We start from the raw sequence: 25,041 nt of genomic DNA, 5'->3' as shown, positions 1-25,041 counted from the left end.
AAATCGTATGAAAAAGATAATAATATGTTTGTTTCTGTCGGCTATATTGGGCGGGTGTTCGATATATCGAACTTATGAACGGCCGGCAATGGAGATGACCGACAGTCTTTATCGTTTACCTATGGAGCCGGCAGATACGGTTTCAATAGCCTTTCTTTCTTGGAGAGAGCTGTTTACCGATCCGAAATTGCAGCAACTTATAGAAACAGGTATAAATAATAATACCGATTTGAATATTGCCCGGTTACGGGTGAAGGAAGCTGAAGCGTTACTTACTTCGGCAAAACTGGCATATTTACCTTCGATTTCACTTACTCCTCAAGGAACATTGAAGAGTGAAAAAGGGAATAAAGCGGTTAAAACTTATAATTTCGCGGTGGCAGCCGACTGGGAGCTTGATATATTCGGCCGAGTTACAAATGCTAAGAGAGAAGCGAAAGCAGTGCTTGAACAGAGCGAAGCTTACCGTCAGGCGGTACAAACTCAGCTTGTTGCGACCATTGCCAATAGTTATTATACATTATTGATGCTCGACGAACAGCTTGAAATTAGTAAACGTACGGCAGAGAACTGGTCAGAGAATTTACGTGCGATGCAGGCTTTGAAAAAAGCCGGACAAACCACCGATATGGCTGTGGCTCAAACCGAAGCCAGTAAATTATCGGTAGATGCGTCTTTACTTTCGATAGAAAGGCAAATTAGTGAAATAGAGAATACGTTATCTGCATTGTTAGGTTTTGTTTCGCAATCAATCGAACGTTCAACTTTGAACTGTCAGTCTTTCCCTGATACGTTAACCGTCGGGGTTCCGTTACAATTATTGCAGCGTAGGCCTGATATAAAGCAAAGTGAAGCGGAGTTAGCTGCTGCTTTTTATATTACCAATCAGGCTCGAGCTTCTTTTTATCCTTCTATAACCCTTAGTGGTTCGGGGGGATGGACAAATGCTGTAGGTACAGCTATAACAAATCCGGGGCAATGGCTTTTTTCCGCGGTCGGTTCATTGGTTCAACCTCTTTTTAATCGGGGGCAGAATATTGCAAATTTAAAAGTAGCTAAAGCTCAACAGGAGGCAGCGTTGCTTTCGTTTCGGCAAAGTCTGCTGGATGCCGGTACTGAAGTAAATAACGCTTTGGCACAGTGGCAAATGGCCCGTGCAAAGCTGAAGATAGATCAGCAACAAGTTTTATCTCTGCAATCGGCCGTCAGAAGTTCAGAACTATTGATGCGTTATAGTTCTCAGAATTATCTGGAGGTAATTACTGCTCGACAAACACTTTTACAAGCTGAATTAGATGTTGTTTCAGATCGTTTTGATGAGATACAAGGTGTAATAAATCTTTATCATGCCTTAGGAGGCGGATATGATAGCGAGTATACAAAATGATTTGTTTAATTACGGTTATCAGGTTAATTATAAAAAAGGAGATTTTCGAATGATCTCCCGTAATCTCCTTTTTTATTTTATTCTAATCGATTTCTTTACTTATTGGGGAAATGTAAGATGAATTAAAAAAGATATCAATCTTAAACAGTAAAATTTTCAGATTAGCTGTTCCGGTATTCTTTCGGAGTCATTCCTACGTGCTGTTTAAAATATTTGTTAAAAAATGCCTGATTTGTAAATCCTAAAGAGTAAGCGATTTTCTTTATCGGAAGATTTGTCGATTTCAATTGGGCTTTTGCATCCATGATAATAATAATCATAATGATTTCCGAAGCCGTTTTACCGGTAACTTTTTTAATCGTTGAACAAAAATGCTGTAAAGTAATTCCTAATTGGGATGCGTAGTAGGATACACTATGTTCTTTCATATAATGCGTCATGGCCATTTGAATGAATTCTTTGTAGATTTCATTCTCCCGAGTTGCTGATGTCTGTTTCCATTCGGTGTGTTTTTTATATATTTCAGTTGTCAATTGAATGATCAGATTCAGTACCGATCGAGTTATTTCCATATTTTTAATGCCTATCGAATCGGAATAGGCATGAGATTTTATCATTAATGAAAAAAAATCTTCACACAGAGAAGCAGCCTCTTTTGTCAGACTCAGTACCGGATTCTCCGTAATTACCGGTAAAAAGTCTGCAGTTGTTTTAATAAAGTTGATTCGGTCGATAAAATGAGAAGAAAATGCAGCGAAATAGAGATGGACATCGCTGCTGGTTTCCCGTATCTGTATAAAACTTTCGGGAGGAAGGGTTACGAAATCGTAAGGTTTTACTTCATATTCCGATAAATTAATCCTCGCCTTTATACTTCCCTGCATACATAGGACAAATATGCCCGATTTGATTTTACAGGGAAACTTTCCATAAAGATTCAGGATATCGCCAGAAATATCGTCTCCAACTATAAAATTTTCGGGAATGTCGAACTTCGGTAGGTTCTCTTCCATATAAACTGAATATTTTGGAGGTAAATATAATATATTTTTTAATCATCCGATTTATAATATTAATAATAGAATATTTATTCCAAAAAATAGAGATTGTTTTGTTGGCTTTTATCCTCATACTTTGACGTCATATATTAAATATGATCAAATATGAAGCGAGGGACTAGGAACTTGTCGTATAGAAAATTCCTGACTGCTCTGGTGCTTCGTACTTATGTAATACAAATGAATATAATATTTTAATGCAATACCCCTTAAAGCAGATCATATGCTTTAAGGGGTATTGTATTATAGAATAAATGGCGTGTTGATTTAATTAATTCTTTATATCGAGTTCTTCCAGCAGATAAGAGGCATTAGCATATTTGTCGATGATAAAGAGTATATAACGGATATCGACACAGATGGTACGTTGGTATTTTTTCTGATATTGTATATCTCCGCTGATGCCTTCCCAGTTACGATCGAATCCTATGCCCACCAGCTCTCCTTTCGAATTCATGACGGGACTGCCCGAATTACCTCCTGTAGTATGGGTATTGGCAATAAAATTTACCGGCATTTTCCCGTCTCTACGAGCGTATTTTCCGAAATCGTGTGCTCTATGTAATGCTTTTAGTTTAGGAGCCAGTATATATTCCCAGTTTGTGGAGTCCTCTTTTTCGATAACTCCTTCGGTAGTCGTATAATATCGGTAGTCGATCGCATCCGATGGAGAGAGGGGCATCACCTGACCATAAGTCAACCGTATCGTAAAATTCGCGTCGGGATAAATCGGTTTATCACCGTTTATTTCCATCAATCCTTTAATATAAGTACGATGGGCCGGTTCTATTTGGTTGTCGAATTTATCTAGTTCTTTCAACAGGCGTGCACGTTCTATATATATCGAATTGGCAAATTGCACCATCCCGTCGTTTTCGAAAGTTTTTATCAACGGATTTTTAATGAAACGATCAAAACGTTTTTTGTCGGTAAATATCGATTGTGTGAATAGATTGTCTATATATCGGTCTATATCGTCTTTATATTTTTTGTGGATAATATTGAAGAAAGACGGCCTGTCTTCCGGTGCTATTTTCGAAGCATATAATTTTAGCAGAGCTTTAGCCGCTTTTTTATCGACTTCGGGGTCGTAATCTTTGTTTTGATATTTATCCCACATTAGCTGGGCTTTAGCGATTCCGTTATCGGTAAGTTTTTTTGATCCGGCATTTTTAGCTTCAATAATACTTTGTCGATTGGCGAGCGGTCTGGTAATTTCTATTCCGAGTATAAGTGCCTCATCGAGATATTGAAGTCTTTTTTTCAGTTCGGATCGAGCTTCGACTACACTATCGATTGTAATTGCAGCGGCAATATATTCGGGATGATTATTATTTTTTGCCCATTCGAATAGATCGGCCTGTTGTTTTTCTTTTAGCGGGATAAGTTGTTGATGGTCGATCATTTTGTTCATACCTTTCGAACTTTTATAACTGTTGGTAGAACTGGCATATTTACTCGAATATTGTATGCGTACTTTATCGCTTGCCAACATTTCATCCAGTAAAACCTTTTGTCTGCAATCTCTGACTTCGACCCGGATGCTGTTTTCGATATCTCTTCTTTCTTTAACTTCTGACGGAGTATAAAAATGATTTGTACGTCCGGGGAATCCCATAAGCATTACAAAATCATTTTCTTTTATGCCTCCGGTTGATAAGCTAAAATATTTTTTAGGTCGCAGGGGTACATTATTTTCTGAGTAGGGAGCCGGATTTCCATCAGAATCGGCATAAATGCGGAAAAGAGAAAAATCTCCCGTATGTCTGGGCCACATCCAGTTATCTGTGTCGGCGCCGTATTTCCCTATCGATGAGGGGGGAGCACCCACCATTCGTATATCCGAATATACTTTTTGGGTAAACATATAATATTTATTACCACCATAAAAAGGCTTGATTTCTACCAGTATTCCAGGATGTGATTTGAGGTATTCTTCTCCGACTCGTTTTTGTGCAAGCCGATTCAAAAAAGAAGAAGAAAGATATTTGAGAATGTAATTCGACGTATCTTTACGAAGTTCGTCATTGACATAATCGGTTACATCCTCTATTTTATCGATAAATTTTACCGTAAGCCCGGGATTCGGCAACTCTTCTTTTTTGTTTTTTGCCCAAAATCCGTTGGTAAGTAAATCGTTTTCTACGGTGCTATGTTGTTGTATATAACTATAACCGCAATGATGGTTGGTCAGTACCAAACCTTCTGGCGAAATTACTTCTCCTGTACAACCACCGCCAAATATTACAACAGCGTCTTTTAAGGATACTGAATCGGGATGGTAAATGTCCTCTGCGCAAAGTTCGAGACCAAGGCCTTTCATTTGGGAAATGTTTTGCTGGTTCAGCAGGGGTAAAAGCCACATTCCTTCGTCGCAATAGGCAGGTGTAATAGTAACGAGAGCTAATGCTCCGGCAAGTAGTTTTCTTAATTTCATAAGGAATATTTATACAAGACGATAAATTATCATTAATATCCTGCACGAAGATAAAAATAAAATCCTCCTGTTCCAAACGAAACAGGAGGATGTACCCATATTTTTAGAGTTGTAATATTTGTGTTTGCATCGAGAGAACATCGATTGTAAACAAACGATTACGTAGTACTTCTCCGCAACCGGTAATGAGTTTAATTACTTCGGCTGCTTCGGTACAACCAATAATACCCGGAACGACTCCCAGTACTCCGGCTGTGGCCTTAGGAATAGATTTTAGTTCGACTTCGTCTGGGTATAGGTCACGGTAAGTCATTCCATTTTGGTAGTTAAATACCGAAACTTGCCCTTGAAATTCACCGATGGTACCATATACATAAGGTTTTCCGGTCTTTATGCAGGTATCGTTAATGAGATAACGTGTCGTATAATTATCACATCCATCGACGATAATATCATATTGTTTAATTATATTTTCTGCGTTTTCGGGGGCAAGGAAATCGGGATAAATTTCTATTTCTGTTCCGGACGACAAAGCTTGTAAGCGCTGTTTAGCACATCTGACTTTGAGCAGACCGATTTCTTTTTCAGTGTACAAAACTTGTCGTTGCAAATTACTTTCTGATACGACATCGCCATCAATTAGTCCGATACGTCCTATACCGGCAGCTGTTAAATATAAAGCGATAGGGGAGCCTAATCCTCCGACACCTACTAATAATACGGAAGCCTCTTGCAACTTCCGCTGTCCTTCTTCACCGATTTCCTTCAGTAGGAGATGGCGTTCATATCGCTTGTTTTCCATATCGATTTTTTATTGTACTGAGATCGAAAACTTCATCCCAATCTTTCCAGACCGGTTCTCTTCCCAATGCTTTCAGATCTTTCTCAACTTGTACTGCAGTACGTTCGTCACTGACATGGAATTGTTCGAGTGCTTGTGGATAAGTAAAATATCCTCCGGGTTCTGTTTTACTTTCGGCGCTCATAGTAGTGACTCCCAGCGTTGCCATATGATTTCTGAATTCAGCATTTTCGCGAGTAGAGTATGAAATATCTACATCATGATCGAAGATCCGCATTGCGAAAGTAACTTGAGCGAGTTCTTTGTCGCTCATGATGACATTCGGTTTAAAGTGTCCTTCACTGGGGCGCATACGTGGGAAATTTACGCTGTATTTTGTTTTCCAGTAATGTTTTTGAAGATATCTCAGATGATATGCCATCATTGTGATATCGGTACGCCAGTCTTCGAGGCCTATAAGCACTCCCATGCCTATTTTGTGAACACCGGCTTGTCCCATCCGGTCGAACCCGTTTACTCTCCATTCGAATTTCGATTTCATCCCTTTAGGATGATAGATATTATAATTAGATTTATTATAGGTCTCCTGAAAGCAGATAACTCCGTTGAGTCCCGAGTGGGTAAGTTCTTCGTACTCTTCAGCTTTTAACGGCATGACTTCGATTTGGAGATTAGAAAAATAGGGTTTTGCAAGTTCGAGAGCTCGTTTTATATAGGGGACACCGGCTTTAGCTGGGTTCTCTCCGGTTACAATCAGCAGATTTTCGAATGGAGCCAGTTTTTTAATGGCCTTGTATTCATTTACAATCTCTTCTTCATTAAGGATAACCCGTTGCATCGGATTGTTATGGTTAAATCCGCAATAAATGCAAAAGTTGGTACACGAATTGGTAATGTATAAGGGTACGAACATCGAAATAGTTTTCCCGAAGCGCTCGAGTGTATATTTTCGACTTAATTGTGCCATCGTTTCCAGATAAGGAATGGCAGCGGGAGAAATAAGAGCCTTAAAATCTTCGATATCGAGTAACCGTTGTTTGCTCAACGCGAATTCGACGTCAGAGGCTGTTTTTGCGTAAATATCGCGAGTTGTTTCTTCCCACGATATTTTTTCTAATTCTTCTGAGAACATATTCGGTCTTTTTTTTCTGATTTCATTTGTGAAATCTTTTTTAATATAATTCTTACCGTACTTTTTACGGCAGTTGAATAATACTCTGTATTGGTATTTTCCAGATATAGTTTTAACTCGTACAATAAATCGGGCTGCTGACAGGCGATCTCGAATGCGATTTTAATGCAAAGAGATTGCACGGCGATACTTTCTTCTGGATCGAGCATTTTTTCGATACAGAAATCAAGAAGGCATATCGGTAGCTTTTCGGGGATCGGCAAATGGTAAATGATGGAAAGAAGTAATCGTTTAGTTCCCTCATGTTGGCAGCTTTGTGCCGATTCCGATAGCTCATTGTATAATGGAATGAACCATTCGGGCCGTTCTTTGCATAATTTTTCACATGCCCATGCGGCTCTCCAAGATATTTTTGTTTCACTGGTTGTAATCAGGGAATATAACATTTTAAAATCGTCCGGATGATTGAGTACAGACCGAACAATCTTATCAACGAAATTTCGAGATATAGATCCTGATAGACAGTGATGGAAATCTGTTATTCTTTCCATTTTACGGTTTTATAATATGCAGTCTTTTAAATCTCTGCTTAATTTCATTGCACAAAAGTTAGGACCGCACATCGTACAATATTCACCGTCGGTATGATGCCCCGCTTTATAATATTCGAGGGCTCGTTCGGGATCTAACGAGAGGTTGAACTGATCTTTCCATCGGAATTCATATCGGGCCTTAGATAGGGCATTATCTCGTATTTGTGCTCCCGGATGGCCTTTTGCCAGGTCGGCAGCATGAGCTGCGATTTTGTATGAAATAACTCCTGTGCGCACATCTTCTTTATCAGGAAGTCCGAGGTGTTCTTTAGGAGTTACATAACAGAGCATGGCAGTTCCTAACCATCCGATTTGTGCCGCTCCTATAGCCGATGTAATGTGATCGTATCCCGGAGCGATATCAGTCGTTAACGGGCCTAAAGTGTAAAAAGGAGCATCGTGGCAGGCCGAAATCTGGCGGTCCATATTTTCTTTTATTTTATGCATCGGTACGTGTCCGGGGCCTTCGATAAAAGCTTGTACATTTTTTTTCCATGCTTTTTGAACTAATTCTCCTAAGGTATCGAGTTCTGCAAATTGAGCTTCGTCGTTTGCATCGTAAATACTTCCGGGACGTAATCCGTCTCCGAGCGATATAGCCACATCGTATCGTGATAAAATATCGCATATATCGCCGAAATGTTCGTACAAAAAGCTTTCCCGATTGTATAGAGTACACCATTTGCTCATAATACTGCCGCCTCTCGAGACGATTCCGGTAAGTCGCTTTTGAGAAAGGGATATATTTTTTAACCGTATTCCTGCATGAATGGTGAAATAGTCGACTCCTTGTTCACACTGTTCGATCAGTGTATCTTTAAAAATTTCCCAGTTGAGGTCTTCGACTTTTCCATTTACTTTTTCCAGAGTCTGATAAATAGGTACGGTGCCGACTGGTACCGGGCAATTGCGAATGATCCATTCCCGGGTTTCATGTATATTTTCACCTGTAGAAAGGTCCATTAATGTATCTCCACCCCATCGGCACGACCAAACTGCTTTATCTACTTCTTCCTCGATTCCGGAGGTGGTAGCCGAGTTTCCGAGATTTGTATTTATTTTTACCAGAAAGTTACGTCCGATGATCATAGGCTCCGATTCGGGATGGTTTATATTAGCGGGTAAGACTGCCCGTCCTGCAGCAATTTCATCCCGAACGAATTCGGGAGTAATGTATGATTTTATCCCCAGTTTCTCGTTTTGCATATTCTCTCTGATCGAAACGTATTCCATTTCAGGGGTAATAATGCCTTGGCGGGCATAATACATTTGAGTGATATTTTTACCTGCTTTGGCCCGATAAGGACGTTGGATATGTTCGAACCGAAGATGATCGAGCGTTTTATCAGCTAAACGGGAACGACCGTATTCCGACGTGATTTCAGGAAGTTGTTCTACGTCGTTTCTTTCGGTAATCCATTTTTCCCTCAGTCTCGGCAATCCTTTTTCGAGATCTATTTTGATCGAGGGATCGGTATAGGGACCACTTGTATCATATATATATACGTCGTCATTATGGCTAATAACACGCTCTCCGTTTACGATATTTACGGTATCGGTGAGTTTTACTTTCCGCATAGCGACTTTTATGTCATGCAATTTTCCGTCGATATATACTTTCTCTGAGTTAGGATAGGGAGTACGTATGATTTTATCGGTTTTCATTGTTGTGTAAATATTGAAGTATTTAATCTAAAAAGGAGGTTAACGGACTGCTGGCTGCGGCATGTTTTACTTGTGATCCTAGTCCTGATTCGTATGCTTGTCTTCCGGCAACAACCGCTTTTTTGAAAGCTTCAGCCATTTTTTCGGGATTACCGGCAATTGCTATGGCTGTATTTACCAAAACAGCATCGGCTCCCAATTCCATCGCTGCTGCTGCGTGAGAAGGTGCTCCAATTCCTGCGTCGATAACGACAGGGATATTGCTTTGTTCGATGATAATTTCGAGCATATCTTTAGTACAGAGCCCTTTATTCGTCCCGATAGGGGCTCCTAAAGGCATAACAGTTGCTGCACCGACTTCTTCAAGGCGTTTACAGAGTACGGGGTCGGCCTGAATATAAGGTAAAACGACAAATCCCATTTTAACGAGTGCTTCGGTTGCTTTTAATGTTTCGATAGGATCGGGTAACAGATATTTAGGATCGGGATGTATTTCGAGTTTCAGAAAATTGGTGTCGAAGGCTTCTCTGGATAATTGGGCTGCGAGAATTGCTTCTTCAGCATTTCTTACTCCTGATGTATTGGGCAATAGCTGTATTTTGTTACAATCGATGTGTTTTAGCATATCATCTTGCGGATTGTCCATATCGATACGTTTCATAGCTACAGTGACCATTTCACTGCCCGAAGCAATAATGGCTTTTTCCATTTGCTCGTTAGAACTGAATTTTCCTGTTCCGATAAAGAGTCGGGAATCGAACTCCCGTCCTCCGATGATTAATTTCTCCATTTTCTTTTCTTTTATATCGTTTTTATTTTTATGTTCGGTTTATTTTATTTAGCCTCCACAGGTTGCTCTTATGACGGTTAATTTATCATTTTCTTTCAGAATTAGTTGTTCCCAGTTCTGTTTACCGATTACTTTATTATTTACGGCAACGGCAATACCCGATTGTGGAAAATTTTGCTGTTGCAGTAATTTCAGTAAAGAGAGGTTTTTATCAACAAGGATTTCTTTATTATTCAATGTTATTTTAATCATGATAATTGCGGTTTATAAGATGTATGATTTTTTCAGTTTCAGATACCGGATTTTTTGCATTGAGTATAGTACCCGATAATGCGATACCTTCTATTCCGGTAGCCATTAGAGGTGCTATATCTTTATCTGTGATACCTCCGATTGCAACAATAGGTATGTTTATACCGCATTCTTTTCGTAAAGTGCAAATTCGATGGTATCCTTCGATTCCGAGTATGGGACTCAGATTTTTTTTTGTTTCGGTAAATCGAAATGGCCCTAATCCGATATAATCTGCTTTTTGTTCTTTCAGGTAGAGGATGTCATCGAAAGAATTAGCTGTTCCACCTATTATGAATCCATTCCCAAGTATTTTTCTTGCTTCTTGAGGAGGCATATCTAATTTCCCGAGATGTACACCGTCTGCTTTTATTTCTTTGGCAATGTGTACTTGATCGTCGATTATAAAAGTGGCTTGAAAATGACGACATCTTTCTTTCAATTTTAAAGCAACTGTAAATATTTCTTCTTCATTTTTATCTTTCATACGCAATTGAATCCACTTGCAACCCCCTTTCAGAGCTTCCTCGGCAGAATCTAAATAGTTGTATTTAGAATTGGCATGGGTAATGAATTGTAGCATCGGTATTTTCATCTGTTGTAATATTTTATTTCATCGAGTCTTTTGATTAGTTCGCCTTTCTCGGTTACATTCCATAAATAACCTAAAAATGCAGCACCTCCAAATTTATATTTTTTTAATATGGGAAGACGGTCGGGGGTAATTCCGCCTAAAGCGACAACAGAGTTATCGATCGTTCCTGAACGGGAAGCTTCTGTAAGTTCTTTTTCAGAAAAACCGGCCCGGTATCCTTTTTTGGAAATACTGTCGAAAATGGGGCTAAGAAAACAATAATCGGTTTTTGGGGATGATTTAAGTTCTTCTATCGAATGGCATGAACGTCCTGTATATCCTTGATAACCAATAGGCGAATGGGGATTTCGACGATTGAGATGAATCCCTTTAAGAGGAAATTTATGTATCAGTTCGAAGTGTTCGTGAAGAATGATATGGCGATAATATTGTGAGGGAATGTGTTGTAATAAACTTTGTAAATTGTCGGATGTAGCTGCAGGTTTTCTCAAGTGCAGTGTATCTATACCCCTTTTATCGAGTAGAAAACAGATTGTTTCAGCTTCTTCGTCAAAAAAATCTTCCTGTGTTATAGCTATTATTTTCATCTTGGATTATATTTTTAAATAATGGATCCGGTTTTTCCGGATACCATTATTTAATTTTGTTTTTTAATATCTGTGTCATGTAAAACGAGGAAAAATTCCTTAGTAAGTCGTTTTTATAACTGTTACTTTATCGCCGTTAGACAAGAATGTTTCACGCCACTCTTCTTTAGTAATCACCCGGTTGTTAACCGCTACGGTACTACCGTCTGCTGTTAAACTTTGACCGGCCAATAAATCTCTCAACGTCACTCTACTACCCACACAGATTTCTTGGTGATTCAAAAAAACTTTCATACAATCTCAATTTTAATTCAAGTTTAGGCATATATTTTCAGGAATTTATAACTTTTAAAGGATGTGGAGCAAAAAAATGGTTCAGGGGACCGTGACCGGTTCCTGTTTTTATATTGGCTCCTTTTTTAAGAGCTGTTGTGATGAATTTTTTAGCCAGTTTAGTCGACTCGTTTAATGTATAGCCTAATGCCAGATATGAAGCAATGGCAGATGACAGTGTACATCCCGTACCATGAGAATTTACGGTATCGATAGGATCGGACCGTAAAATTAACGGATCATTTTGTCGGGTAAAAAGAATATCTGTCATTTGAGCGTTTTTCAAATGGCCTCCTTTCATCAAAACAGCATTACATCCGTTCTTAATTAAAATATCGGCTGCTGCATACATCTCGTTCTCTGTCGTTATATTTTTACCCGAAAGCAGAATAGCTTCATCTATATTGGGCGTAATTAGGGTCGATCTGCAAAATAATTTACTTTTGATGATCCCTATGGTTTCATCTTCTATTAACTTATGCCCGCTGGTAGAAATCATGACAGGATCGAGAATGATATACGGAGGGGTATATTTATCCAACATTTCAATGACCGTTTCAACAATACCGGGCGAATGAAGCATGCCTATTTTTACAGCATCTGCTCCTATATCGGAGAAGACCGCTTCGAGCTGTGCTTTTACTATTTCCCTCTCTATCGGTTGAATAGCAGTTACACCACAAGTATTTTGTGCAGTTACAGCAGTAATAGCCGACATTCCGTACACACCAATAGCCGACATTGTTTTAAGATCGGCTTGTATTCCGGCTCCCCCGCTACAGTCAGAGCCCGCAATAGTTAAACATTTCGGATAACGATTCATTGTTTACTTATTGTTGAGTATTTGGCACACTCAAAAGGGGAAGAACACTGTTAAATACAGGTCAGAACACAGAATTAAGGCTTTACTATGAACAAAATTCCTACGCCGGCATTATCCGTCAGGTTCATAGGGTATAATCTCAGCCATTAAACGGCACCCCTCTTGTTTCGATACAAATGTAATGAAAAAGAGTTTGCTAACGTATCGAATAATATAAAAAAATATCCAATTATGTAAAAATAAATTTTATGATGCATTTTTTCTTTCTTAGAGAAGAATGAGGTACGATATGATATCGGTTTATAGACAGGTTTAGTCAGAATTAATTTTATTTTTCAGAATATCTCTTCAGGAAAATAACTGATTCTTTATTTATATTTTGAAAATTATACAGGAAGTATTATTTTTGTTTAAAAGTTATCTAAAAAGTTAAATGTTTACCGTCATTATTCACATGATGTTTGTTATCTATTAAAAATACGTTGCATAATATTAATAATTTAGTGAATAGAATATGAAAAGTAAATTTTTGCAAGATTTTAAGCAGTTTGCCATGCGCGGAAATGTAGTGGATATGGCTGTAGGTATCATTATCGGTGGTGCCTTCGGTAAGATTGTGTCGTCAGCTGTATCCGATCTTATTATGCCTGTTGTAGGGATATTGTTGGGTGGCGTTAATTTTACTAATTTGAAAATTACATTGCATGAGGCGGTAAGAAATTCTGCAGGAGAGGTTGTGACGCCTGCTGTAACGCTTAATTACGGTAATTTTATACAAGTTAGTGTCGATTTTATTATAATTGCTTTTTCTATATTCTTAATGATAAAATTGATGGCTAAATTAATGAATCAGAAGAAGAAAGAGGAAGAGGCTCCAGCTCCGACACCAGAACCTTCTGCTGAGGTAAAATTGCTTACTGAGATTCGTGATTTAATGGAAAAGCAAAAAGATTGATAAATAAAACGGCCGCTCCCGGAAGTTCAAGCGGCCGTTTTGCTACTGAAAGTTTTGTGGCATCAAAAAATATAGGGTTTTAGTTATTGTTTTCATCTGAAGGAACCGTATATCCTGTTTTAAACGCATAATATCCTTCTTTTTTATTTACATCAGAAGGCATAAACGAGTTATTTTTTACTTTGAATCTTACGATTAAATTTATATTTTCAGGGTAATCAGGTAAAGTAAAAGAGTACCAAGGCGTAATATAATTAGTGGGCATACCGGTTCCCGAACGTTGATATACGAGTAATAGTGTATCTGATTTAGTTCCTATTACATATTCTTTTAACTGAGCAAGATTTAAAGAATACGTTTCCCCTGAGTTCGGGAACTGCATCTGAGTTTGTATTGTTAATAGTGCCGGCCCGTTTTTAGGATAGGTAATTACGGGTTTTGTCATATTTACCAATGAATCGCTGGTTTGAAATTTTTGTTCCCATATTCCGTTCGGGTTTGTATCAAAAGCTTTCGGTAAACCAAAATAGTCGGGGGTTCCATTAAGATTAGCTTCATATATATTGTCTGTATCAGTAGATGAAGGTTGTTCGTCCCAGTTTATAGTAAAACCCGTAAATATGCGACCTCCAGCTTCCCATTCCTCTTTTATCTGATTACTTTTGATTTTTAGGTTGTTTTGATCGAAAAGGATATATTTCGTGCCGTTTTCAAGGACATGAATCGTACCCACACCATATGATGTCAATATATTTCCGTTATTTTTTAAGCAACCGGTTAATGTCCATATCATTACAGTAAATAATAATAAGATGTTAACCATTTTGATCGTTTTCATCATTTGTTTTTAAATTATATAGTTTATTAATTCAGTAGTATGCATATAAAGGGTTAAAAATTGGTACGAAGTCCTAGTTGGACAGTAAAGTTCAGGGGACGGTCATGCCATAAATTAGGTATACTGCTGTTGTCTAAATAATATGCCATTCCTGGTTCGAGATAAAGATCGATATGATCATGCAATGCATAGGCGGCACCTGCTTTGAGGTTGAAAGACCACTGTATGCGTTTGTCTCTGATATCTTCCGATAATTTATTTTTCAGATTCTTGTTTTCGACGTCTTCGGTTCGTTTACCACTGACATTGAAATCTGCCTGTACTCCGGCTGAAGCATAAAATGAGGCATTGCCCAAACGGGCGAAACGGTATATCGCATTTACAGGAATCCCGATATAATGCAATTCTTGTTTTCCTTTACGACTCAGGCTTTTGGTTTTATAATCTGAACGTAAAAGGGTATAAACAATTCCGCTTTCTATACTCCAATTGCGAGGGAGCTGTTTTTCAACGGTTAAACCGAAAGACAATGGAACTTTATGAATAAATCGGAGTTGTTCTTCATCTGAATAAAGGCTAAGGCCATCGTTTATTTCTGCTGCATTTTGCGTAAAAGGTCGATTTGCCATATTTTTACTTCCGGGTAATGAATTGGAAGCCATCAACTTTAGCGATATTCCGTTATTATTTATATTTTTAGCTGCATTGAATCCGGCAAAATCTGAATTATTATTTTGTATGATTTTTTCGAACTCTTTCATTTTCTGGTTGTATTCTTCTTTTGTCATATCAGCCGGATAACCGTATTTTTCATTGTCGGTAATTTCCTTTTTTGGGGTAATCGGTTGATTTTGATCTTTATTTTTTTCTTGAACCTTATTTGTAGCTAATAATTCTTTGTTTCCTTGGTGGCGACTTTCTTTTGTTGTGGTCGTCGGTAAAATTTTTTTCTGTATAGAAGTCGGTGCAGTATATGATTCTTCTTTTATATTTTGTTGTTTTTCTATTACTTTATTCTCTTCTATTTCGGGAGAAATGTAATTATCTTCTGTTTTTACGGGCTCGAATATTTGTATTTCTCTTTTTATTTCATCTTGTCTGACTTCGGCAATTCGGTGTTCGATGTTTTCAGGCACGAAGAAAAGAGTATAAGTCGCAATACCTCCGATTAGAATAGCGGCACATGCTGCTGCATAGCGGAAAACCGGTCTCATCCACACATGTTTTTTCTCGGGCAATCTGTTCTCGATATTCAGCCACAGGCTATCGGGAACATCGGCCTCGAAATCTTTCAGTTTCGTGCGTATGAGGTTTTCAAATCTGTTATTTTTGGTATGCATCTTATTATAATTCTTCTAATTTTTTCTGTAATAATCTTTTTGCCCTTGTAAACTGAGAGCGGGAAGTACTTTCGTTAATTCCGAGTGCCTCAGCAATTTCTTTATGTGTATAACCTTCTATGGCAAACATATTAAAAACAGTTCTGAAACCTGGTGGGAGCTCGGCTATGAGTTCTATAAGTTCGTTTGCCGAAATTTTTTCCAATGCCGAGTAATCAGGTTCCTTTAAAATATCCGGGTTATCTAATTCGACGGTTTCTTTCAGAATATCGTTTTTTCGTAAATATTCGAGTGCTGTATTTACAAAAATTCGTCTTATCCATCCTTCGAACGAGCCGTTTCCAGTGTATGACCCGATAGCCGAAAATACTTTTATAAATCCATCTTGCAGCAAATCTTCGGCTGTTTCCCTGTCGTTACTATAACGAAGACATACTGCCATCATTTTGCGCGCATAGGTATTATAAAGTTCTCTCTGCGCTCTGGAGTCATTATTTTTACAACCTTTTATCAGTTGTATTTCATCCATCGGAAACTATTCTTTTTCCGGCCGCTATTAGATTAGACGCACTTTTTGTTGCGATAGCTGCACCGTTCTATTATTTATTTTATTAAAAGATGCGAAAAACAGCTTCGGCCTTATCTAAGAAAAAGTAAGGCCGAATGTTATTTCCCGGATATTTTTTCAATTTCAATCCAGTTTGTGTATTACGAGTCCCGAACGCAGTTTGGGTTCGAACCACGTTGTTTTCGGTGGCATGATATTCCCTGTATCGGCAATATCCATAAGTTGTTTCATCGATACAGGATACAATGCTAAAGCTATTTTCATTTCACCGCTGTCTACTCGTTTTTGTAGTTCTTCCAGTCCTCGTATTCCTCCCACAAAATCGATTCTTTTATCGGATCTCAGATCGGTAATTCCTAAAATATCTCGTAAAATAAGATCTGATGAAATAGTGACATCGAGAACTCCGATGGGATCGTTTTCTTTATACGTTCCCGGTTTTGCGGTTAATGAATACCAATGTTTTCCCAAATATAGGGCAAAATTGTGTAAAGTCGCTGGTTTATAAATTTTTTCACCTTTATCTTCTATATCGAAATGTTTCGATAGTTTTTTTAAGAATTCGTCTTCAGTTAGTCCGTTTAGGTCTTTCACAACCCGATTGTAATCGATAATGTTTAACTGGGATCCCGGAAAACATACCGCAAGAAAATAGTTGTATTCTTCGTCACCTCGATGTGTCGGATTTTGTTTGGCTTTTTCGGCTCCGACCAAAGCTGCTGCTGCAGTACGATGATGCCCGTCGGCAATATACAGGTAAGGAATTTTAGCGAATATTTCGGTAATACGTTCTATATCTTGCCTGTTGTCGATAACCCAAAAATGATGACCGAAACCATCCGATGCTGTAAAATCATATTCTGCAGGTCCCGATACCGTGCGGGAGACGATTTGGTCGAGTTCTTCGTTGTCGGGGTAGGCAAAGAAAACCGGTTCGATGTTAGCATTGTTTATGCGTACGTGTTTCATACGGTCTTCTTCTTTGTCTCGGCGGGTAAGTTCATGTTTTTTTATCACACCGTTCATATAGTCCTCGACGTTGGCGCAAACTACAAGCCCGTATTGTGTACGGTCATTCATCGTTTGAGCATAAATATAGTAATGTTCTTCATCATCTTGTTTCAACCATCCTTTTTCTTGAAAATGGTTGAAGTTTTCTATTGCCTTTTCATAAACTTTCGGATCATGTTCGTCGGTTCCTGGTGCAAAATCGATTTCAGGTTTTATAATATGATATAAAGACTTTTCATTTCCTTCGGCTTCGTTACGTGCTTCTTCTGAATTTAGTACATCATAAGGCCTGGAAGCAACCTCTTCGATAAATTCTTTGGGAGGTCTTATTCCTTTAAATGGTTTTATTTTTGCCATCGTCGTTTTTATAAGTGGTTTATAATGATTACAAAAATAGCATTTGTACATACCCGGCGAAAGAATATTGTAATTGTCCTTTTCGCCGGGTATTTTTTATTTATTTACCCGATATTTGTCGATTCCATCTTTTAGGAAAGCAACCGATTGTTTTGCAGCAGCGATACCGGCGTTAATATTCGCTTCAGCGGTTTGAGCCCCCATTTTTTTCGGAGTGAAGAAATAACGATTTTCGAATTTTTCGGCAAATATTTCTGCATTATCTGGTTTAATATCAGATATATATCGAATATCGGTACGGTCTTTCATTATTTTTACTAATTCTTCTTCGTCGATAACTTCTTTACGCGCTGTATTTATCAATACGGCATTTTTAGGCATACGGTTCAATAGCTTATAGTTGATCGATTTTTTCGTTTCAGCGGTTGCCGGAATATGTAATGAAACATATTGGCAGTTCGAATATAATTCTTCGACGGTAGATACGGGTTTAACGCCGTCTGCTTCCATGATTTCGGCAGGACAATAAGGATCGAAGGCAAAAACTTCCATACCAAATCCTTTTGCAACGCGGGCGACGTTACGACCCACTTGTCCATAAGCGTGTATTCCTAATTTTTTCCCTTTGAGTTCGGTTCCTGAACTTCCGTTATAGAAATTACGAATTAGCATAACAGTCATTCCGAAAACCAGTTCTGCAACAGCATTCGAATTTTGTCCAGGAGTATTCATTACACATACTCCGTTTGCAGTAGCCGTTGATAAATCGATATTGTCATATCCGGCGCCAGCTCTAACGGCTACTTTTAATTTTTTTGCGGCATTAAGTACTTCTGCATCTATGATGTCACTACGAAAGATAATTCCGTCAGCATCAGCTATCGCATCGATTAATTTGCTTTTTTCACCGTATTTTTCGAGCAGTGCAAGTTCCATGCCTGCGGCTTCAATTTCTTCGCGTATACCGTTTATGGCAACAGGAGCGAACGGTTTATCGGTTGCAACTAATATTTTCATATCATCTGGTATTTAAGGGTTTATTTTTGCGATTAAACAAGTCGGGAGGTTGTCGCACATTTTTATTTATCTGGTGAGACAACCTCCCGGTAAATATTTCGATTCCGAAAATATCAATGATTTTTTTCGAATTCTTTCATTGTCTCAGTTAGTGCTTCAACGCTTGATTTGGGCATTGCATTATATATCGAAGCTCTGAAACCGCCTACCGAACGGTGACCTTTGATACCCACCATACCTTTGCTGGCTGCAAATTCTGCAAATTCGTTTTCGAGATCTTTATATTCGTCATTCATTACAAAACAAACATTCATAAGAGAACGGTCTTCTTCTTTTACTGTGCCTCTGAATAATTTGTTTCTGTCGATTTCGTCATATAAAATCGCCGCTTTTTCGATATTCATCTTTTCTATGGCTTTTATACCGCCCAATTGTTTATAATAGCGTAATGTCTGTAAAGCCGAAAAAACCGGTAAACAAGGAGGTGTATTAAACATCGATCCCTTTTTGATGTGTGTGCGATAATCGAGCATGGTAGGAATTTCTCTTCCTGTATTGCCCAATGCTCCTTCTTTAACGATAGCGATCGTAACACCAGCAGGGGCGAGATTCTTTTGAGCTCCAGCGTAAATAACGTCATATTTTGATACGTCGATAGGACGTGAAAAAATATCGGAAGACATGTCGGCAACCAAAGGAATTTTCACGTCGGGATCATAGCGCATTTCTGTTCCGAAGATGGTATTGTTTGTCGTAATATGGAAATAATCGGCATCTTCGGGTACTGTATAGTTTTTGGGAATATAAGTAAAATTAGCGTCTTTTGAAGAGGCAACAACATCGACTTCACCAAATAATTTTGCTTCTTTTATGGCATTTACCGCCCATGTACCAGTTTCGAGATAAGCTGCTTTTTTCTTTAACAGATTATAGGGTACCATACAGAATTGCATGCTTGCCCCACCGCCAACAAAAACAACCTCATAGCCTGAAGGAACTTCAAGTAATTCTTTTACTAATGCCATCGCTTCGTCCATTACGGCTACAAATTCTTTACTCCGGTGCGAGACTTCGAGCAGGGACAATCCGGTACCTGCAAAATTAATAACGGCATCTGCCGTGTTTTTAATAGTGTACTCGCTTAAAATAGAGGGACCTGCATAAAAATTGTGCTTCTTCATTTGATCGTACTTTATCGTTTATCAATTAATACATATTCCACTTAACGGGAACCCTGATGCGAAATTAATTTTTTTTTTGTTTAAAACCAAATAAATACAACAATTAGATAATTACCTGTCTTAAGTTTGTCATTTTGTTATATATAAAGTAAAATATGTGACAAAAATTAATTTTTTAATCGGTTTATTCTGATCTTTTATTACGTAAATTTTTGTTTCTATAAATAAACGATATAGGCCGTTATGCTGTGTTTTAAACGGCATTATTTTATTTGTACCTGTCGCCCCATAGATAATGTAAGTGGTCTTTCAGTTTATTTTCAGATGCGTTTGCCTGTGGTTCCCAAATCGACTTATTTTTAAGTTCATCGGGCAGGAATTGTTGTTTTACAAAATTGTTTTTATAATCGTGTGCATATTTATAATTTTTCCCGTAATCGAGTTCTTTCATTAGTGATGTGGGGGCGTTTCTAAGGGGTAACGGAACGGGCAGATTTCCTGTTTTTTCTACGAGAGATAGAGCGTCGTTTATGGCTTTGTAAGCCGAATTACTTTTAGGGCTACTTGCTAAATAAACCGTTGCTTCAGCGAGTATGATCCGACCTTCGGGCCAACCGATATTTTGTATTGCATCGAAGCAGGCGTTAGCCATCAGTAAAGCATTAGGGTTGGCGAGCCCTATATCTTCGGCGGCAGAAATAACAAGTCTTCTCGCGATAAATTTAGGGTCTTCACCACCAGCCACCATACGAGCCAGCCAGTAAATGGCTCCATCGGGATCACTCCCGCGTATCGATTTTATAAATGCGGAAATAATATCGTAATGCATTTCACCCCCTTTATCATAAGCCGCCGGGTTTTGTTGCAAACGGTCGGTGACGATGGCATCGTCTATTAGGATGGTTTCTTTGTCGGTTGCATTTACGATAAGATCGATGATGTTTAAGAATTTACGGGCGTCCCCTCCGGAGTATCTGAAAAGGGCATCGGTTTCTTTTATTTCGAATTTCCTCTTTTTAAGTTCTGTATCTTCTGAAATAGCTCTTTCGAGAAGTTTTTCCATATCTTTAACGGTAAGAGATTCGAGAACATAAATTTGACAACGTGAAAGCAACGGTCTTATTACTTCGAATGAAGGGTTCTCTGTTGTTGCACCGATGAGTGTAATTGTACCGTTTTCAACAGCGCCTAATAGTGAATCTTGTTGGGATTTGTTGAAACGGTGTATTTCATCGATGAAAAGTATCGGGCGTCCTTTTTGAAACATACGGTTATTTTTACACTTATCGATTACCTCCCGTACATCTTTTACTCCCGAGTGTATAGCGCTAAGGGTATAAAACGGGGCTTCGAGCTGATTGGATATAATACGAGCAAGCGTCGTTTTCCCGACTCCTGGAGGTCCCCATAAGATAAATGAAGATACTTGTCCGGAATCGATCATACGACGGAGAACTGCATTTTTACCGACAAGATGCTCTTGCCCGATGTATTCATCTAAATTTTTAGGCCTTAGCCTTTCTGCCAATGGTTGCAACATATAAATAGATCTGAAGCTTCTGCAACAAAATTACAAAAAATACCTGTAAGGGGAAGCCTTTATGTTTTTTTAGCGACAGGGGATAGATATGTGTTATTTTTGATTTTTTTTAGTTTATTGATGAATGTGGGATTAAACTTTTCCCGATTTTATTTGTCTGATATAATGTTCCGGGACAAGAACATAGTAGATAAATTAAATAAAAAAAATGATGAAAATTAAGGTTGTATTATTATCAATGGCATTTGTATGCAGTGCGGTAGTTTGGGCGCAGGCTCCTAAAGGCGAACCGCAAAAAAGGCAATACCCTTCTGAAAAGATGATAAAGGAGTTGAATTTGAGCAGTGATCAGGTAAAACAATTGCAGGATGCTCAAGAAAAAATGCGTACTCAAATGATGGATTTACGTAAAAATAATAAAGATTCCCGGGAGAAGCAAATGGATGAAATGAAAAAATTGCGTGCTTCACAGCGGGAAACTCTCAAAAAGATACTGACTAAGGATCAATATATTACGTATCTCGAAAACGAACTCGATCGTCGTGATGAGATGAATCGTGGGCCGAGGGTCGATAGAAGAGATGGCCGAATAGATAGAAGAGGAGATGTGAAGATGAAATATGCTCCCCGTCCTGATAGAGATAGTGAACAATAACTTGATTATACGGGGAAATTCCCTTTATAATATACATTTAAGATTGAGATGTTATGTCCTGTCGGAATTGGTTGTTCCGGCAGGATATTTTTTATTTAGGAGCTTTTCGGTAAAGATAAATGGCGATTATCGTATATATGATATTGGGCAACCATACGGCGATACGCGGGGAAGTCAGACCGCTTACTGCAAAAGTAGATGATACTGTTGAGAATAAAATATAAGAAAAACTCAGCAATAATCCTATTCCTATATTAAGTCCCATTCCTCCTTTTACTTTTCGTGATGCCAATGACATGCCAATAGATGTAAGAATAAAAGCAGCAGCAGTCATGGCATATCTTTTTTCGTATTCTATCTCAAATGCTTTTATATTGGCTACTCCTCGTTTTCTTTGTCGGTCGATGTATTCTTTCAATGCAGGTGTAGTCATAAGCTCGCTGTCATATCGGGAGATCAGAAAATCAGCAGGTTCGAAATTAATAACGGTGTCTAATTGAGTGCCTCTTTGCAATGTTTCCTTCAGTCCGTTAAAATTACGTATCATGTAATTTTTTATAACCCAATGGTAGGCAGTATCGTAAGTTACCGATTCTGCCGTAAGTCTCGACTTCAATGTTTTTCCGTCGAATTCTTCCATCGAAAAACGGTAACCTGTTCTGGTCTTATTGTCGTATCGGCTTATGTATGCGATAACATCGGGTTCTACTTGCAACTGTATATTATTGGCATAATTTACACTTTTGTCACTGACATATTTATTCTGAAAAGCAATACGGGTCTTATTTGCCGGAGGAATGACAAAACTGTTAAGATAAAATGTGCCGCCGGCGATTATCGCTGCCGATATCATGTAGGGTATCATCAGCCTTTTAAAGCTGATTCCGCTTGATAGCATAGCGATTATTTCAGAGTTATCGGCCAGTTTAGATGTGAAGAATATAACTGCGATAAAAGTGAATAAAGGGCTGAATAAGTTTGCGAAATAAGGGATGAAATTAAGATAATAATCGATTACGATAGCTTTTAAAGGGGCATTCAGGAACTTATCGAGTTTTTCGTTGATATCGAAGACCACTGCTATGGAAATGATCAGGATAATGGCGAAAATGTAAGTTCCCAAGAATTTTTTAATGATATAGAAATCGATCTTTTTTAACATTTCCTTTACTTTTACAGTCGGTATGTAACTCGTTTTATCATTTCGTCTTTCCAGCTTTTAAAGTTTCCGGCAATGATTTGCCTGCGTGCTTCTTGTGTAAGCCAAATATAAAAGGCTAAATTGTGCACCGAAGCTATTTGCATAGCCAGTATTTCGTCACTGATAAATAAGTGTCTTACATAGGCTTTCGAATAATGATGATCGACGAAAGAAGTCCCATATTCATCCAAAGGAGAGAAATCATCAGCCCATTTTTTATTACGCATATTCATAATTCCGTTGCGGGTGAAAAGCATCCCGTTTCGGCCGTTACGGGTAGGCATAACGCAGTCGAACATATCTACGCCTCTTTCGATACCTTCGAGAATATTGGCCGGAGTTCCTACTCCCATTAGATAACGGGGTTTTTCTTTAGGTAATATTTCGTTTACCACCTCTATCATTTCATACATCTTTTCGGTGGGTTCTCCTACCGCAAGGCCACCGATGGCGTTTCCATCAGCTCCGAGACCGGCGACATGTTTGGCAGCCTCCCGGCGTAAATCGGGATAAACACAACCTTGTACGATCGGGAAAAAGGTTTGACGGTATCCATATAGTCCTTCGGTTTCATTAAAATGTTTCCATCCTCTTTCAAGCCAGCGTTGGGTAAGAGCCAGAGACTTTTTGGCATAATTATAGTCGGCTTGTCCAGGAGTACATTCATCGAGAGCCATCATAATGTCCGAACCGATAATGCGTTGTGTATCTACAACATTCTCGGGAGTGAAGAGATGTTTGGATCCGTCGATATGGGAACGAAAATGTGCGCCTTCTTCGGTTAGTTTCCGGTTATCGGAAAGAGAAAAAACTTGGAATCCTCCGCTATCGGTAAGGATAGGCCGGTCCCAACCGTTAAATTTATGTAATCCTCCGGCCTGTTGCAATATCCCGAGCCCGGGTCTAAGATAAAGGTGATAGGTATTTCCTAATATAATTTGGGCTTCGATATCCTCTTTTAGTTCGTGTATATGTACGGCTTTTACCGATGCTACCGTACCTACCGGCATAAATATGGGGGTAGTTATGGAACCATGGTCGGTCGTAATAGTTCCTGCACGGGCATTGCTCCGATTATCGGCATATTCTAATTTAAAATCCATCCGGTAACAAAATTTCCCGCAAATATAGTTCTTTTTCGCCATACGACAATTATGTTATCTTTACAGATTATTGTCGATAAGGTTATCTGGAGTATTCTCGTCTTTTTTGCATTTTTTCGCGATTGTTTTTTATTGTGTAGGTAGGTTAAATTAGGCTGATATCAAATAATTGGTAATAGAAAAAAATATATTTGTAAAAATAATTCGAGGATGTTTCGTTGTGAAAATACGGTGAGGAGGTGTTTTTTTTATATTATATTACTGGTGCCTGCCGGTATATATGCTCAGCAAGATACGACTTTGGTCCTCGGTATTCATAAAAAGGAAAACAAAAAAATAGATATTCAGCCATATGTATCGCCGGATAATGTTATAAATCAGAAAACCGATAGTTTAAAAGAAATGTCTATCGATGCTTTTATTCAACCGTTCGATGTTAAAAAATATTTGGATAATAAATCGCGTTTGTTTTTGCCTCCCAATCCTTCTGAACATATAAAAAGAGCGCTTATCTTGTACATGGCCAATGACTTTAACTGTATTTCTCCCGATGATCGAAAAATGATCGAAAATGCGGCGGTGAATGTTCGAAAAATGTTTGAACGGTCAGGAATAAAAAAGATAAAAACAGCCCCCGGTTTTAATTTCGATCTGGCTGATTATGTGCGTCGGAAAAAACAAATGAAGAATTATGAAAAGTCTTTACAAATTACAGGAGAATTAAGTAAACTCCCCATGAAAGATACGATTGCCCGATAAATAAATTCATTCTCTTTCTAAAT

25 protein-coding genes and 1 riboswitch are annotated in these 25,041 nt (G+C 38.4%); of the genes, 4 read left to right on the top strand and 21 right to left on the bottom strand.

Features of this window, described 5'->3' with window-relative positions; all coding sequences use genetic code 11:
- The first annotated feature begins 7 nt into the window (after positions 1 to 7).
- Positions 8 to 1,387, top strand: coding sequence for a TolC family protein (locus tag NMU02_RS07995; protein ID WP_255027248.1), 1,380 nt, complete (start codon positions 8 to 10; stop codon positions 1,385 to 1,387).
- A 161-nt stretch (positions 1,388 to 1,548) separates the two neighbouring features.
- Here NMU02_RS07995 and NMU02_RS07990 read toward each other — a convergent pair whose 3' ends face one another.
- The 12 genes from NMU02_RS07990 to thiD form a co-directional block, all read right to left on the bottom strand.
- Entirely contained in the window at positions 1,549 to 2,400 is an 852-nt protein-coding gene (locus NMU02_RS07990) for a helix-turn-helix domain-containing protein (protein WP_255027246.1), read from the bottom strand.
- 316 nt (positions 2,401 to 2,716) lie between these two features.
- Positions 2,717 to 4,882, bottom strand: a complete 2,166-nt coding sequence (locus tag NMU02_RS07985) for a S46 family peptidase (RefSeq protein WP_354003111.1) — start codon at positions 4,880 to 4,882, stop codon at positions 2,717 to 2,719.
- A 103-nt stretch (positions 4,883 to 4,985) separates the two neighbouring features.
- Positions 4,986 to 5,684 (bottom strand): HesA/MoeB/ThiF family protein, encoded by a 699-nt coding sequence (locus NMU02_RS07980; protein ID WP_255027245.1) that lies wholly within the window; start codon positions 5,682 to 5,684, stop codon positions 4,986 to 4,988.
- Entirely contained in the window at positions 5,665 to 6,816 is a 1,152-nt protein-coding gene (gene thiH / locus NMU02_RS07975; RefSeq protein WP_255027243.1) for a 2-iminoacetate synthase ThiH, read from the bottom strand. The genes NMU02_RS07980 and thiH overlap by 20 nt, the downstream gene beginning before the upstream one ends.
- Positions 6,798 to 7,367, bottom strand: coding sequence for a HEAT-like fold family protein (locus tag NMU02_RS07970; RefSeq protein WP_255027241.1), 570 nt, complete (start codon positions 7,365 to 7,367; stop codon positions 6,798 to 6,800). The genes thiH and NMU02_RS07970 overlap by 19 nt, the downstream gene beginning before the upstream one ends.
- Positions 7,368 to 7,376: 9 nt before the next feature.
- Complete coding sequence (gene thiC / locus NMU02_RS07965; protein ID WP_255027239.1) at positions 7,377 to 9,074, bottom strand: phosphomethylpyrimidine synthase ThiC; 1,698 nt, start codon at positions 9,072 to 9,074, stop codon at positions 7,377 to 7,379.
- Between the two features lie 22 nt (positions 9,075 to 9,096).
- Positions 9,097 to 9,864, bottom strand: a complete 768-nt coding sequence (locus tag NMU02_RS07960; protein ID WP_255027237.1) for a thiazole synthase — start codon at positions 9,862 to 9,864, stop codon at positions 9,097 to 9,099.
- Positions 9,865 to 9,912: 48 nt separating this feature from the next.
- Entirely contained in the window at positions 9,913 to 10,116 is a 204-nt protein-coding gene (thiS, locus tag NMU02_RS07955; RefSeq protein WP_255027236.1) for a sulfur carrier protein ThiS, read from the bottom strand.
- Positions 10,109 to 10,744 carry a thiamine phosphate synthase gene (locus NMU02_RS07950; RefSeq protein WP_255027303.1) on the bottom strand — a complete coding sequence of 212 codons (636 nt, stop codon included), beginning with the start codon at positions 10,742 to 10,744 and terminating at the stop codon, positions 10,109 to 10,111. The genes thiS (NMU02_RS07955) and NMU02_RS07950 overlap by 8 nt, the downstream gene beginning before the upstream one ends.
- 2 nt (positions 10,745 to 10,746) lie before the next feature.
- On the bottom strand, positions 10,747 to 11,337 hold the full coding sequence (locus tag NMU02_RS07945) for a thiamine phosphate synthase (protein WP_255027231.1): 591 nt from the start codon (positions 11,335 to 11,337) through the stop codon (positions 10,747 to 10,749).
- A 99-nt stretch (positions 11,338 to 11,436) separates the two neighbouring features.
- A complete protein-coding gene (gene thiS, locus NMU02_RS07940) occupies positions 11,437 to 11,631 on the bottom strand; it encodes a sulfur carrier protein ThiS (protein WP_255027227.1) in 195 nt (64 codons plus the stop codon).
- Between the two features lie 37 nt (positions 11,632 to 11,668).
- Complete coding sequence (thiD, locus tag NMU02_RS07935) at positions 11,669 to 12,493, bottom strand: bifunctional hydroxymethylpyrimidine kinase/phosphomethylpyrimidine kinase (RefSeq protein WP_255027226.1); 825 nt, start codon at positions 12,491 to 12,493, stop codon at positions 11,669 to 11,671.
- A 79-nt stretch (positions 12,494 to 12,572) separates the two neighbouring features.
- A riboswitch (TPP riboswitch) is annotated at positions 12,573 to 12,664 on the bottom strand.
- Between the two features lie 343 nt (positions 12,665 to 13,007).
- Here thiD and mscL point away from each other — a divergent pair.
- On the top strand, positions 13,008 to 13,448 hold the full coding sequence (mscL, locus tag NMU02_RS07930) for a large-conductance mechanosensitive channel protein MscL (RefSeq protein WP_255027225.1): 441 nt from the start codon (positions 13,008 to 13,010) through the stop codon (positions 13,446 to 13,448).
- A gap of 79 nt (positions 13,449 to 13,527) precedes the next feature.
- Here mscL and NMU02_RS07925 read toward each other — a convergent pair whose 3' ends face one another.
- The 7 genes from NMU02_RS07925 to NMU02_RS07895 form a co-directional block, all read right to left on the bottom strand.
- On the bottom strand, positions 13,528 to 14,289 hold the full coding sequence (locus NMU02_RS07925; RefSeq protein WP_255027224.1) for a hypothetical protein: 762 nt from the start codon (positions 14,287 to 14,289) through the stop codon (positions 13,528 to 13,530).
- A 50-nt stretch (positions 14,290 to 14,339) separates the two neighbouring features.
- The gene (locus NMU02_RS07920) at positions 14,340 to 15,626 is read right to left on the bottom strand and encodes a porin family protein (RefSeq protein WP_255027223.1); all 1,287 of its coding nucleotides are present in this window, start codon (positions 15,624 to 15,626) and stop codon (positions 14,340 to 14,342) included.
- 4 nt (positions 15,627 to 15,630) lie between these two features.
- Positions 15,631 to 16,155 carry an RNA polymerase sigma factor gene (locus tag NMU02_RS07915; RefSeq protein WP_255027222.1) on the bottom strand — a complete coding sequence of 175 codons (525 nt, stop codon included), beginning with the start codon at positions 16,153 to 16,155 and terminating at the stop codon, positions 15,631 to 15,633.
- Positions 16,156 to 16,317: 162 nt separating this feature from the next.
- Positions 16,318 to 17,562, bottom strand: coding sequence for a DUF1015 domain-containing protein (locus NMU02_RS07910; RefSeq protein ID WP_255027221.1), 1,245 nt, complete (start codon positions 17,560 to 17,562; stop codon positions 16,318 to 16,320).
- Positions 17,563 to 17,658: 96 nt separating this feature from the next.
- Positions 17,659 to 18,579: an NAD(P)-dependent oxidoreductase gene (locus tag NMU02_RS07905; protein ID WP_255027220.1), complete on the bottom strand. Its 921-nt coding sequence runs from the start codon at positions 18,577 to 18,579 to the stop codon at positions 17,659 to 17,661.
- A gap of 113 nt (positions 18,580 to 18,692) precedes the next feature.
- Complete coding sequence (serC, locus tag NMU02_RS07900) at positions 18,693 to 19,760, bottom strand: 3-phosphoserine/phosphohydroxythreonine transaminase (protein WP_255027219.1); 1,068 nt, start codon at positions 19,758 to 19,760, stop codon at positions 18,693 to 18,695.
- Positions 19,761 to 20,028: 268 nt separating this feature from the next.
- Complete coding sequence (locus NMU02_RS07895) at positions 20,029 to 21,297, bottom strand: replication-associated recombination protein A (protein WP_255027302.1); 1,269 nt, start codon at positions 21,295 to 21,297, stop codon at positions 20,029 to 20,031.
- 211 nt (positions 21,298 to 21,508) lie between these two features.
- Here NMU02_RS07895 and NMU02_RS07890 point away from each other — a divergent pair, with 211 nt between their 5' ends.
- Positions 21,509 to 21,955 (top strand): DUF4890 domain-containing protein, encoded by a 447-nt coding sequence (locus NMU02_RS07890; protein ID WP_255027218.1) that lies wholly within the window; start codon positions 21,509 to 21,511, stop codon positions 21,953 to 21,955.
- 91 nt (positions 21,956 to 22,046) lie between these two features.
- Here the strand turns inward: NMU02_RS07890 and NMU02_RS07885 are convergent, their stop codons facing one another.
- Both NMU02_RS07885 and tgt read right to left on the bottom strand, forming a co-directional pair.
- Positions 22,047 to 23,117 (bottom strand): LptF/LptG family permease, encoded by a 1,071-nt coding sequence (locus NMU02_RS07885; protein ID WP_255027217.1) that lies wholly within the window; start codon positions 23,115 to 23,117, stop codon positions 22,047 to 22,049.
- Positions 23,118 to 23,128: 11 nt separating this feature from the next.
- A complete protein-coding gene (tgt, locus tag NMU02_RS07880; protein ID WP_255027301.1) occupies positions 23,129 to 24,259 on the bottom strand; it encodes a tRNA guanosine(34) transglycosylase Tgt in 1,131 nt (376 codons plus the stop codon).
- Positions 24,260 to 24,469: 210 nt separating this feature from the next.
- On the opposite strand from tgt, the gene NMU02_RS07875 reads away from it, so the two are divergent.
- Entirely contained in the window at positions 24,470 to 25,018 is a 549-nt protein-coding gene (locus NMU02_RS07875; RefSeq protein WP_255027216.1) for a hypothetical protein, read from the top strand.
- Positions 25,019 to 25,041: the final 23 nt, after the last annotated feature.

It is taken from the genome of Coprobacter tertius (assembly GCF_024330105.1).
Classification (GTDB): domain Bacteria; phylum Bacteroidota; class Bacteroidia; order Bacteroidales; family Coprobacteraceae; genus Coprobacter; species Coprobacter tertius.
This window is presented reverse-complemented; position numbering and strand designations above follow the sequence as displayed.